This is a genomic window from Hallerella sp. (assembly GCF_022776125.1).
GTDB lineage: Bacteria > Fibrobacterota > Fibrobacteria > Fibrobacterales > Fibrobacteraceae > Hallerella > Hallerella succinigenes.
This window is the reverse complement of the sequence record NZ_JALFIA010000026.1, coordinates 37044-50178: the sequence shown is the minus strand read 5'-3', so window position 1 is coordinate 50178 and position 13135 is coordinate 37044. Positions and strand designations below refer to the sequence as shown.

The window sequence follows — 13135 nt, the reverse complement described above, 5'->3', positions numbered from 1 at the left end:
TGCGGAGCGAGGAATGCGATTTCTTCTTCGGACTTGCCGTCCTTGCGGAGTTCTTCCGTTGCTTCGGCGAGAGTCTTACCGTTCATCAAAGCTTCCGGCTGAGCAAAGAAGTTCGAAAGGAGCTTCTGGTGATGATCGCCGACCTTGTTGTGGCTGTTAGCCGGGGCGATGAAGTCGCACGGAATCATCTTGGTGCCCTGGTGAATGAGCTGGTAGAAGGCGTGCTGGCCGTTCGTACCCGGTTCGCCCCAGAGAATCGGGCCTGTCTGATAGTCAACGCGCTTGGAGTCGCGATCCACGGTCTTGCCGTTGGATTCCATGTCTGCCTGCTGGAAGTAAGCGGTCAAGCGGTGCAGATACTGGTCGTACGGGAGCATGGCATAGCTCGAAGCGTCGAAGAAGTTGTTGTACCAGACGCCGATGAGAGCAAGGATCACCGGAAGGTTCTTGTCTGCCGGAGCGGTCTTGAAATGCTGATCCATTTCATAAGCGCCCTGATGGAGCTTCATATAGTTGTCGAAGCCGATGCGGAGAGCGATCGAAAGACCGATTGCAGACCACAGGGAGTAACGACCGCCGACCCAGTTCCAGAATTCGAACATGTTGGCAGTGTCGATCCCGAAAGCGGAAACGGCTTCGGTGTTCGTGGAGAGTGCCACGAAGTGCTTTGCAATGGACTTTTCGTCGCCGTTAAAGGCCTTGAGGACCGCGTCCTTTGCCGTCTGGGCGTTCGTCATGGTTTCGAGAGTCGTGAACGTCTTGGAAGCCACGATGAAGAGGGTTTCTTCGAGGTTGACCTTCTTCAAGGTTTCCGCCATGTGGGTGCCGTCGATATTCGAAACAAAATAAACGGCCGGGGAATATTCGCCTTCAGCCGGCTTGTCGGCATACGGCTTCAAGGCTTCGGTCACCATCACCGGACCGAGGTCAGAACCGCCGATACCGATGTTCACCACGTACTTGATGGACTTGCCCGTATGGCCCTTCCACTTACCGGTACGGACGAGCTTCGTGAATTCTTCCATGTGCTTGAGCACAGCGCGAACTTCCGGCATCACATCTTTACCGTCAACGCAAATCGGCTCATTGCCCTTGTAACGGAGAGCGGTGTGGAGCACTGCGCGCTTTTCCGTGGTATTGATCTTTTCGCCACCAAAATACTTAGCGCGGATTTCTTCGAACTTAGCGCTCTTCAGGAGGTCCTGGAGCTTCGCCATCGTTTCGTCATCAATCAAGTTCTTGGAGTAGTCGAGGAAAATGCCGCAAGCTTCTGCGCTGAACTTTTCAGCACGCTTTGCGTCTTTCGCGAACATTTCGCGCATGTTCCACTTCTTGGCTTCTTGAGCTTTCGCTTCGAGGGCCTTCCATTCATTCGATTCAGTCAAACGGCTCATAATGTGTCCTTGTAAAAATGAGTTTTGAACAAGTATAGCTTTTTTCTATCTTTACTCTTATGGATGCTCATGATTTTTTGCCAATTTCCAAAGAGGACTTGGATGCGCGTGGCTGGGATTTTGTCGATGTCATCGTCATTTCCGCAGATGCCTACGTCGACCATCCTTCTTTTGGCCACGCCGTTATGTCTCGCCTCATTGAAAACGAAGGCTATCGTGTAGCAATACTCCCCCAACCCAACTGGCGGGACGATTTAAGAGACTTCAAAAAGCTCGGAAAGCCGCGCCTATTCTTTGCCATTTCAAGCGGCATGGACAGCATGGTGAACCATTACACCGCGGCTAAGCGTCTACGTAGCGATGACGCCTTTACCCCCGGTGGCAAAGCGGGATTCCGCCCAGACCGAGCCACAACCGTTTACACAAAAATTCTGAAAAAGCTCTACCCGGACGTTCCTGTGGTCATCGGAGGGCTTGAATCGAGCCTACGCCGCATTAGCCATTACGACTACTGGGACGATAAACTTTTTCCCTCGATTCTCGCCACGACACAGGCGGACTTGCTGCTTTACGGCATGGGCGAAAAACCGATGAAGGCTCTGCTCCATCTGCTCAAGAAAGGCGTGCCGTTTTCAAACATGAACTCCATTCCGCAGACAGCATACCTCGCCCCCAAAGGTCGCGTCCCCAAGAACCGCGACATGCAGGATCTTGTGCTGCCGAGCTATGAAGAATGCTTAAAAAACAAGCGCACCCAGTTCGACGCCTACCGCAAAACGGAAATTGAAACAAACCGCATCCACGCACGCCGCATTCTGCAAGATGCCGGCGAACAGACAATTGTCATCAACCCGCCTTACCCGCCTCTCGAATACGGTGAACTCGACGAAAGCTACGAATACCCGTACATGAGAGCTCCGCATCCGCGCTACAAAAAACGCGGACCGGTTCCTGCATTCGAAATGATCAAGTTCTCGATCAACACGCATCGCGGATGCTTTGGCGGTTGCAGCTTCTGCGCCATCAATGCGCATCAGGGCAAATTCATCGCAAGCCGTTCCCGGGAAAGCATTCTCCGCGAAGTGGAAATTGTGACAAACATGCCGGGCTTTGCAGGCACGATTTCGGACCTCGGCGGTCCCAGCGCGAACATGTACAAGATGCGCGGCAAGGATCGTTCCCGTTGCGAAAAATGCGCCCGCCCGAGTTGCGTGTTCCCGCGTATTTGCGACAACATGAATACGCGTCACCATGACCTGACGGAGCTTTACAAAGAAGTCGCAAAGAATCCCAAAGTCAAGCATCTCTTCATTGGAAGCGGCGTCCGCTACGATTTGATTTTGCAAGAAACGACCGACAAGAGTCTGCAACAGGATCACATGGAATATGCAAAACAGCTCATTCACAACCATGTAAGCGGACGTTTGAAAGTCGCGCCGGAACATACATCCGATGCGGTCTTAAGCCTTATCCGCAAACCGTCCTTTAGCCTTTTTTACAAGTTCAAGGAACTCTTTGACAAGGAAAGCGCAGCCGTCGGAAAGCGTCAGCAACTGATTCCATACTTTATTTCGAGCCATCCTGGCTGCACCGAAAAGGATATGGCAGAACTTGCGCTCGAAACGAAACAGCTCGGTTTTAAACTTGAACAGGTTCAGGATTTTACCCCGACACCGATGACGATTGCGACCGAGCTGTATTACGCGGAAATGTACCCGGACGGAAAGCCTCTTTACGTCGCCAAGACGCCCGAACAAAAAGCAAACCAGAAGCGTTTCTTCTTTTGGTATATCCCCGAAAACCGCGTCTGGATTCGAAAGACTCTCGAACGCTTAAAGCTCGGAAAAATTTCGCGCCTTTTACTTTCGCACACCTCGTACAAGGAAGGCCGCACATACGAACCGAGCCTTGAACGCGCTGTCGAACGCGAACAAGTCCGCAGAGACCGCAACATCCGCCGCCGCGGACGACGTCTCGGCAGATCCTAAAACTTTATTTTCAAAAAAACCGATAAAGTTTCGCCCCTTCTGAAATCCGAGAATCAATAGAGAAATCCGCAGGCGAAATAAATTTTGGAATTACACAAGAAAAAGCGAATTGTCTTCCACGTTCAAACAGGTACGATTTCGACCGTTCTGTTTTGCATGGTAAAGCGCCTTATCCGAACGATCGATCAAGTCTTGAACCGAGTCATTCTTACGGCGTTCCGAAATCCCGACACTGACAGTCACCTTGATTTCTTCGCCCGAATCCAGATGAATCGGAGTGGACTCCACGCCTTTGCGTAAACGTTCCCCCACAATTCGAGCATTTTCAATCGTCGCTTCCGGCAAAAAAATGGAGAACTCTTCGCCACCGTAACGCACAGGCATATCCGTCGGACGCATATTGTCCGCAATTACCTGCGCCACCGCAATCAGAACCTGATCCCCGGCGAGATGTCCAAACGTATCATTCACATTCTTAAAAAGATCTATGTCGATCATCAAAGCGGCCAGCGGATAGTTGCCCGCGTTGCTGCGATGCATTTCACGCGTGTACATTTCTTGAAGCCAACGACGATTGTGCAAGCCCGTCAAAGAATCCACCTTGGAAGATTCTTCAATGCAACGGATATGGAATTCTTCTTCCACCACCATATTGCTGTTATTGCGCACACGGCTGCTCAGAATATGCAAAAAATTCAAACAGAGATCATGCGACGCATTGAGCATCGCCATGGCGACATCTGCCGGAATCATCAAGACTCGGCTCTTTTCCTTCGCCACGACACGCGCACTGGGCTTTACATTATCGATCACTGACATTTCACCAGCGCACTGCCCTACTTCGATCGTACTGTAAACAAGACCCTTGCCGTTGACAGAACGCGCTTCCAGAGATCCATCGAGCACCACAATCAGATTGCGTTCAAGATGGTCGGGATCAATCAAAACAGTCCCCGGATCCGCCACAAAAGTCCGGCAGCCGAGCAAATAGCCGGCCAAGCTTTCGAAGGAAACCTTTCGAAAAACATCCAACTTGTTAAAGTCACTGCGCGAAATCGGTAATGTCTCTAATCTTTCAAATTCCATGGTATTCTCTAAAATACTCTCATTTTGAAAAATGTGGTTTCAGGAATTCCAAAAGTCCTGAGCAGCCTTCCCAAACATCGTCCCAAGTCGCTTGAAAATCGCCTGTATACCATGGATCGGCCACTTCCCGAGGTTTATCTGTATAATCCATTAGCAGAGAGACCTTTTGCAGCCGCCGTTTCCATGGATCCTTTGAAATATTCAAATTTTCAAAGGGTGAACGCGCCAAAATCCATTTTAAATTGCGCAGATTATTTTCATCCATCAAAATGACATAATCGAAAGTTTCTAAATCCTTGGCCGTCATCTGGCGAGCCGTCTTTCCATCGGAGCAAATCCCATGTTTTTGCAACATTTTACGGGCAGGCGGGTACACCGGATTCCCGATTTCTTCTGCACTTGTCGCGGCACTTTCAATGCAAAATTCATAATCGAGTCCAGCATCGGCCACAATCTTTTTCATTACAAATTCCGCCATCGGACTGCGGCAAATATTTCCATGGCAAACAAACAGAATCGAAATCATGCGGACTTTCTCCAAATTCAAGTACCCTATTCCATCCAATATAAGCATTCCTCCTCGAAACAAAAAATGCTCTCTCGTCAAAATCTCTGATTTTTCACGAACCCTTTTTAATATTTTTAGGAAATGAAAAAGTTTATATCTGCCGTGACCGGCAAAATGGCGGAGTTTGCTCCGTGGAAGAATCTGGTCTTTATATCTCTTGCGTTCTGGGGATCGCATATCCTTTTGCGATTCCTGCTTTTGTTCCGCAATAATCCCTACGGATTCCCGTTTGTCAGTAAACCGGACTGGTACATTTTCCACGCCATCTGTCTTGACTTTTTGTGGATCGGCAAAGCGCTTCTCGTCTTTGCACTTTTCACGGTTCTCTTTGGATATATCCAATCCAAGATTTTGAAGAAGCTTTCCAAAAACAAGCACCGCGTTTGCACGGTTCTGTACACGATTTTCCATTCCGCGATTTTGCTCACGACCCTTCTCGACAACGAGGTGCAACGTTTTTTGGGAAGCCACCTTTCCTTTGGACTTGCAAACACTTACAAGGACACTTCGTCCATTGTGATGTTCTACGATTACGTGGCAAATGATCTGTCGGTGCCGTTCTTGCAGTTCTTTGTGCTTGCGCTGATCTTGCCTGCCACCTACGGGCTTTACCGCTTGATTCGTAAGGGCCTTGGAAATCGCTCGTTAAAAATTCCGCTGATTGCAATGTGCATTTTCTACGTCGCATCGCACCTGTTCGTCTACGTGATTTGGACGGGGAACGCCCGCATGACAAAGCTCCGCCCGGTCGTCACTCTCGTTTACAACGATCTGTTTCCCGCGAAAAAATCCGAGCATTTAAATGCAACGGACGTCGCCGTTCTCGGGAAGGCTTACCAACAATTGTGGCAGAAAGTCCAAGGCGATTCCCTGTGGGAATTTGACAGCTCCGAAATCGGGCAAAAACTTCCCCTGTACCGCATCCCAAAGACAGCTCTCGCCGAAAGTGAAGCGCTCAAGGCGCGCCGTGCAGAAAAGCCGAATATTATTTTCTTCCTGCTAGAATCGCACCGAGGCTTAAACGTCGGATTTATGAATCCGAACGAACCTTCCCCGACGCCTTTCCTCGATTCCATCGCCAAACATTCCCACGCCTGGGTGCGTATGCACGCGAGCGGGCTTCCGACCACCGGCGGCGTCCTTTCGACGCATCTCGGTATGCCGCACCATTCGAAACTCGCCGAAGCGACGGATCTTGCCCATGTGAATTTGCCGAGCTTCGCCTCCGTTCTCACGGATTCCGGGTACACGACGCATTATTTCTCGGCAGCAGATCCTGCTTGGGATAATCTCGGCGTGTGGATGGCAAAATGGTACACCGCAGAGCATTACGACCGTCACTTTGAAGACGATTCGAGCTTCTTCGACAAGACCGTTTCCGCTATCCGGGATTCCCTGGCCACCGGAGATAAGCCTTTCCTCGCCACGATCATGAGCCGTTCGAACCATTATCCGTTCAACTTTGCCGCCGGCATGACGGATGAAGAAAAGAATCGCCCGTTGCAGGAACGTATCAAAGTGACAATGCATTACACCGACCGGCAGCTCGCCAGATTCATCCATTCGATCGAAAATGAACCCTGGTACAAGAACACTTATGTCATCATCATGGCGGACCACGGATTTCCTCTAGGAGAAAATGACGTTTCCACGATGAACGGCAGCGCCTATTCGAACGCCACCTGGATTCCGTTTGTCATTCACGGCAAAGGCCTAGAACCGGCGATCGATACCGCAACCACGGCACAGATCGACGTCGGCGTCACGATTCTTGAACTCGCCGGTTTGGCTGTCCCGAACGTTTCCATGGGTCACAATCTTTTGCGCGGCTACGGCAGCGGACTTTCACTCGGAGCCTATTCCAAAGTGGCAGACATCGGCTTTGACGGTTACCGCTTAATCGATCGTTATCCGTTAAACTCCGGAAATGTCGACGGCCTTTTTGCCGAAGGCGATACGCACCAAAAGAAAGACCTCGCTGCCGAAAAACCAGCCGAGGTCAAACGCTTGGAAGCTCTGATCGATACGCTCATCAAAATCTCCGATTACACGCTCGAAACTGGTTTCTAAACATGAGCCTTTGGATGTTGCGAGGCGAAAGTGTGATGCCGGCAACTGACTGCGGAATTGAGGTTATTCAAAAAAGTATGAACCCCCAATGTCAATTCCCACAGGTATGCTTGACCGTATACCGATGACTTACTGAATCAGGAAACTCCATGCGAGTCATGTTTATAAAATTCTTAAAAAAGGTTCTCTAACGAGAACCTTTTTGCTTTTCAAAAAACTACTTCGAATCCTTCTTTAACAGGCTTCCGCATAAGAACATGCTAAAGACGACGCTCGTTACGAGGAATATTGCAAGGCCGACACAGGCCAAGTGGCCAATTCCCTGCAAACCGCGGTGCGTCGTAAAGAGGAAGCCCACAAAGCCCGCGATCGTCGTCGTGGAACTCGCCATCACATTGCGGCCCGTATTGTCCAAAAGCGCACGCAGAGTCAAGTTCTTATCCGAAATCCAAGCGGAAATAAAGTGGATCGTCGCATCGATACCGATACCGAGAGTCATCGGAATCACGATCACGTTGTAAATGCTGATTTTGCCGAATTCAATCGTATGCGTCAAGAAGCCAAGAGCTCCAAGCGTTATCAAGAATCCTAGGCCAAACGAAATACAGCCCGAAATAAAGAGCTTCGGCTTGCGGAACGAAATCGCGAGCGTGGCAAAGATGACGACGACAATCGCTGCAGCAAGCTTAAAGCTGTCCGCCTTTACCGATTCGATCACGTCCGAAAGAATGAACTGCGACGAGAAGGTGCGCAGATTTTCGCCATCGAAATTCCAATGTCCATAACGGTTCTGGAAGTCGTGCAACGCATGCGCATCCCAGCTCGGGAAGTCGCCGTAGATAAAGCCTATCTTGCCGTAAGAACCGTCCTTTTCACGAAGAATATCCAAGGTCCACGCCGGGATATCTTCCGGGCCAAAGGATTCTTTGACCTGGGCAAGTTGACGGAGCGTTGCAATATTGACAGAATCCTCGCCCGTCGCATGGTCAAAAACGCGGGCATTGGCCAAGTCTCGAATTTCTTCGATAATTTCAAGGCGCGCTTCCTGAGAATCCTTTGGCGGAACAAAGGTCTTGAGCGTGAGGAAGCTTCCAAGCATCGGATCCTTTTCCTTGAGAAGGCGCACCATCAAAGTATCGTAAAGCTTGTCAAGCTGTTCCGGTTTGCTTCCCATTACGGCAGCAGGTGTCGAAGTTTTTGCCTTACCCGAAGCAGTCGTCACCTTGGTTGAAATCTTGTTCTTTTTCTGCGTCTTTTCCGTAGAAACGCGGCGCAGGTTGCGCAGATTGTGTTCAAAATCCACATACTGGCAGTAATACAGCGAAAGCGCTCCAATCACAAAGCCGATGATCGCCGCCACCTTGAAGAACTTGAAAATTTTCTGTTCACTCCAGGACTTCGGAAGGAAGCTGTTATTCGGAGCCTTCGGAATACCGCCCATGCACTTCACAAAAACCGGAAGCACAAGCACCGACGTCAGCATGCTAAAGAGCACTCCCGTCGAAGCGACAATGCCAAATTCGTAGAAACCGCGGAAGCTCGAAGCGAGAAGCGTAAGGAACGCAGCAATCGTCGTAAAGCTTGCCAAAATGAACGGTTTGATCATCTTCTTTTGAGCGTGTTCCAGCACCTCTTCGAGAGTCGCATACTTGTGCAGAAGCTTTTGCGCCGTCCCCAAAATATGGATGGAATAGTCAATACCAATACCCAAAATGATCGAAGCGACAAACACCGTAAACGGGTTAAACTTTCCATAGAAAATCGCCGTAAACGCCAGAGTCGGAACGCAAGCGTAAAGCACAGACGCCGTCACAAGAATCGGTCCCTTCACGCTGCGGAAGAAGAACGCTGTCAAGAAGAAGATCAAAAAAAGACTGATGCCAAAAGAGAAGATACTGTCATTTGCAACATCATCCACTTCCTTCAATCCTTCATAGGTACCTTCCACGGTAAAGCGGGTCGGCACCGGATACTGCTTTCCGTTGAAGTATTGCAACAGCGTATCGGTACGGGCAAGAATGTGGGTTACAAATTCATAGTCCGTCGAAGGCTTCAAAAGCTTTGCATTCACCACGCCGTTGAAGAGAATCTTGCCGTCAAAGTTTTCCGGATTCGGAGAGCCGATCAGGCGATTCTTCAAGTGAGACGGGACAGTGGACTTTGCATTCCATTCGCCCGAACTTTTTTCTTCGGACTTGGAAGTGTCCTTTTTAAAGAAAGTATCAAAAGCGCCCAAAGCTTCATCCGGAAGGCCAAGTTCCTGCGGAATGCTCGCATCGAACCAAACGCGTTCCTTCTTTTCTGCCGGAGCGTTATCGTCCAAAAGGTCTACCACGAGCGGGCCATTTTTGCGGCCGATTTCCTGTTGCACATCTTCCAAATTGTCGCGCAAAGATTCCAAGTGGTGTAGCGGAAGGTACAGAAGACCATTGTCCTTAAAGAACTGGTTGTCGTTGTCCACTTGGGTCGAAACGTAATCGCCTTCCCAGTTTTTGTGGATGTAATCCGCAATGGAATCCTGCAACGCCGCAACGAGTTCTACGTCTTCGCTCTGGATGGCGATCATGAACTTGTCGGTACTGCCGAATCTCTCATAAGATTCATTCAGCGCCTTCACGCTCGGCGTTTCTTCCGGGAGCAAATGAGCGAGGTCCGCATCGAGCTTCAATCCCGGATACACGAGAATCGGGAATGCGAGCAGAAGGGCGAGCAGAATATAAAAAACAAGCGCCTTATACTGGTGCTTGCAAATCAAAGGGATGTACCAATTGGAAAATCTTTCGATGAGCGACTTTTGAGTATCCATGGTGAAAATATACAAATATTCCCCTTTTCAAGCCTGAAAAGGGAAATACCACCGACAAAGTAACGGATTTGCGGGTCGAAGGGAGGGGGCTTACGCTCTTACCTTCTTCCACCTGATTTCGCACAAGCCTACTCGGGCGGCATCATCTTGTCGTTTCGGAGCAAAGTTCGGATTATTTTACTTGCCCCAATCGCATTTTCTCTCCACGCCTTTGCAGTTGCATCGGAAGACTCCCGGTATACTCCCTTTTTCCCGACAAAGACATCTTCATTTTCAAGCCCGCCGACAATCACAGAATCCCGGAATCCAAGGTAATAGGCATTCTGCGTAAGAAATATCGACGGTTGATTTTCGGGGCGTTGATCCGTCAAAAGGTCATAGCCCCAAAAGTGATTTGCGCCTCGCACCTGGGCTAAATCCATCACAGTTGGGCCGATGTCATGCTGGGCAGCGACATCTTCACGCACCGTCAAACCTTTCACCAAATTTGTATCCTTCGAGAAGATGCACATAAAAATCTGCGAAGCGGAAACGCCAAGTGGTTGCGGAACACGGTAGTCCAACGAATCCACAGGCGTATCGTGATCGCCCAGCAAAATCACCACCGTATTGTCATAGTCTGGGCGCTTGGAAAGTTCTTCAAAGAAACGGCCCAACTGCTGATCGGTGTAACGTACAGCGGCGCGGTAGCGGTACATCGCATCGTCCGGTTTTGCGTCAAATGCGTCTGGATAATTCTGGAACGGAATATGCGAAGCAATCGTGTTAAAGAGCAGGAACCAATTCTTGTCGGTCGGCATCTTTGCAAGCGTTTCAATCGCAAGATTTGCCCCCAAGCTATCCATAGTACCGTGAATTTTAGGTTCTGGAACAACATGCCAATTATCTCCGAAAAAGCGTTCCACAAACGGGAGCGTATGGTCAAAAATCGGATTCGAAATCGTCACATAAGCACGGGTATAATCGGTCAAATATTCTGGAAACCCCTTGAAACGATTCGACGCATAAAAACTCGGCAAATCCCGGTTCGGATGCGAAGGAAAGCCCAAGTACGTTGACATGGTGCCGCGCACCGTCGGATATCCACTGCTGAACGCATTCTTGAACCAAATCGCACCGTCATTTGCCAACTTCCAAATGTTCGGAGCAAGGGTAGTATCCCCTTCGAGCATCTGATTGAAAATGCAGCCCTTGAAAGATTCCCCAAAAATAAAAACGATGTTGTACGGATGCGTCGCCTTGAATTTAGCAGCAGAAGCCTTGCGGAAGCCCGGATATTCAAGGCTCACACGATTCTCCGCAAAATCCGCGGGTAAAAAAGAATCCAATTCTTTCATGAGTTCATCGGTAATCTTGTAATTATCCCGCACAAATTCAAACGATTCTTCTGCCGCAATATGTAAAATCGGAGCCGTGATCGTATGCTTGCCAAGCGTAAAACGCATATCCACCGGGAAGTGAATCAGCGGAACTGTTACCGTGCCACGCGTTCCCGCCAAGAATAAAATCAACGGAATCACCGAAAGCGCAAGGCCCAACACGAGCATTGTCACCGGAATTTTCTTTGCAAACACAAGCTTGGTCGGCTTGCCCGCTTTCTTCAAACGGCACTTGCGATTCGTCCAATACACACAAAAGAAGACCGCAGCCGACACCGTCGCAAAGAGCGCGCCCAAAAACCAAACCGTAGCCGATTCGCCACCGAGAGTCGAAATGGTCGTTGCATCCGAAATATTCGACAAATGAAAATAAGTCCGCAAGTAAGAATACGAAAGTCTCTGATGCGTAAAACGAAAGACCTCATAATCGGCAATGGCAAAAAAGAAGTAGAAAACGTAAAAGATCGAAAGTGCACGTGGAGCCTTGGCAAATGCGAACAGCGCCGACAGAACAAGGATCGCTCCGTAAGTCATCGTAAACTGCCAAAGCATTCTCCCCGAAAACATTTCCGTCATGGAAAGTCCAAGCGGGTCGGGCAACATATAAAAGACAGCGAACAAAAACGTCTGAAGCACAAAAGCAAACAGCGTAATCTGAATAAACGGATTCTTCAACAGTTCTAAAATCTTTTTCATAGATTCAAAATAAAATCAATAGTTTTTTCCAAATCTTCATTCTGACGGCAATGCACTTCCGCATACCGGGCAAGCCCCCGGTCCGAATACTTCTTGTAAATTTCAGGATCTAACAGCTGAATCATGCGATTTTCTATTTCACTTACCGAATACGGGTCAAAGAAAATCGCCGCATCTCCGCATACTTCCGGAATCGACGTGGTACCGCTTGCCGCAACCGGTACGCCATAGCGCATCGACTGCATCGGCGGATAGCCAAAGCCTTCATTCAGCGAAGGAAAAACAAACGCGTACGCGTTCTCGTGCAAAAGTTCAAGCTCTTCCGTTTCCACGTAATTCAACAGCACAAAACGGTCACGGTTCTTTACCTCTTTCAGATATACCTGCGGATTTGTCGCGCCCGTCATCACGAGCTTCATATCCAAATTCGGCTGAATCGAAATCAAATCATCAAAGGCTTTTACGGCTCGCAAATTGTTCTTTTCCCAACGAGCGCCGCTGGTGAGCAAAAAGAACTTTTTCGGCAAAACTCCAGCCGGCAGATTTCCCTTGCCTTCGACTTCCGTCATCGGACTGTAGAATACAGGGATTTCCTTATCCAAGAGTTCCGGGAAAAACGCCTTGATCGATGCACGGCTGTGTTCGCTCACGGTTATCGTCTGGACTTCACCCTTCGCAATCCTTGCAGCGAGTTCTGCATACTTCGGCTTGTAAAAGTACTTCTTCCAGCTTGCACGGTAACGCACAAGCGCTTCCATCTTTTGACCGAACTTTTTGGCAAAAGAAATTCCGAGCGGGCTGTATTGCAGTTCCAAGGCGCGTACGCCGTGCCACGTAAACACAAAGCGTTTTACCTGAATCTGCCACTTGGCTTCAAGCGAGTACAGCGGCGTATAAAATGTATCGATCTGATTTCCGTCAATAATCTGCTGCGGAGAACGCTTTTGAATATCGTACAGCGGTATCCCGTGTTTTTCACAAGCTTCTACGATCTTCGGGGCCAAATACTTTTGACTGTCGTAGGCGCAAGAGAATTTTGCCCCGCGTTTGACTAGCGCCCAAAAGATTACTTCGCCGTAGCTTCCACCACCGTGAAATTTGGCACTGTGAATCGGTTGGACAGCAACTAAGTTAAACAGTAGATTCAT

At 49.3% G+C, this 13135-nt stretch carries 8 protein-coding genes; 2 read left to right on the top strand and 6 right to left on the bottom strand.

Annotation, left to right across the window (positions count from 1 at the left end; all coding sequences use genetic code 11):
- A partial coding sequence (pgi, locus tag MR847_RS04180) for a glucose-6-phosphate isomerase (RefSeq protein ID WP_287723025.1) occupies window positions 1-1394 on the bottom strand: 1394 nt, incomplete at its 3' end.
- 77 nt (window positions 1395-1471) lie between these two features.
- Between pgi and MR847_RS04175 the strand changes: the two genes are divergently transcribed.
- Entirely contained in the window at window positions 1472-3382 is a 1911-nt protein-coding gene (locus MR847_RS04175; protein WP_287723024.1) for a YgiQ family radical SAM protein, read from the top strand.
- Between the two features lie 90 nt (window positions 3383-3472).
- On the opposite strand, the gene MR847_RS04170 is transcribed toward MR847_RS04175, so the two are convergent.
- Both MR847_RS04170 and MR847_RS04165 read right to left on the bottom strand, forming a co-directional pair.
- Window positions 3473-4468 carry a GGDEF domain-containing protein gene (locus tag MR847_RS04170; RefSeq protein ID WP_277002102.1) on the bottom strand — a complete coding sequence of 332 codons (996 nt, stop codon included), beginning with the start codon at window positions 4466-4468 and terminating at the stop codon, window positions 3473-3475.
- A gap of 19 nt (window positions 4469-4487) precedes the next feature.
- The gene (locus MR847_RS04165; protein WP_287723023.1) at window positions 4488-4994 is read right to left on the bottom strand and encodes a low molecular weight protein-tyrosine-phosphatase; all 507 of its coding nucleotides are present in this window, start codon (window positions 4992-4994) and stop codon (window positions 4488-4490) included.
- A 123-nt stretch (window positions 4995-5117) separates the two neighbouring features.
- On the opposite strand from MR847_RS04165, the gene MR847_RS04160 reads away from it, so the two are divergent.
- Window positions 5118-7106, top strand: coding sequence for an LTA synthase family protein (locus MR847_RS04160; protein ID WP_287723022.1), 1989 nt, complete (start codon window positions 5118-5120; stop codon window positions 7104-7106).
- Between the two features lie 217 nt (window positions 7107-7323).
- On the opposite strand, the gene MR847_RS04155 is transcribed toward MR847_RS04160, so the two are convergent.
- From MR847_RS04155 to MR847_RS04145, 3 genes are all read right to left on the bottom strand, one after another.
- Complete coding sequence (locus MR847_RS04155) at window positions 7324-9927, bottom strand: efflux RND transporter permease subunit (protein ID WP_241899514.1); 2604 nt, start codon at window positions 9925-9927, stop codon at window positions 7324-7326.
- 113 nt (window positions 9928-10040) lie between these two features.
- A complete protein-coding gene (locus MR847_RS04150) occupies window positions 10041-11987 on the bottom strand; it encodes an LTA synthase family protein (protein ID WP_287723021.1) in 1947 nt (648 codons plus the stop codon).
- Entirely contained in the window at window positions 11984-13135 is a 1152-nt protein-coding gene (locus tag MR847_RS04145) for a glycosyltransferase (RefSeq protein WP_106519794.1), read from the bottom strand. The genes MR847_RS04150 and MR847_RS04145 overlap by 4 nt, the downstream gene beginning before the upstream one ends.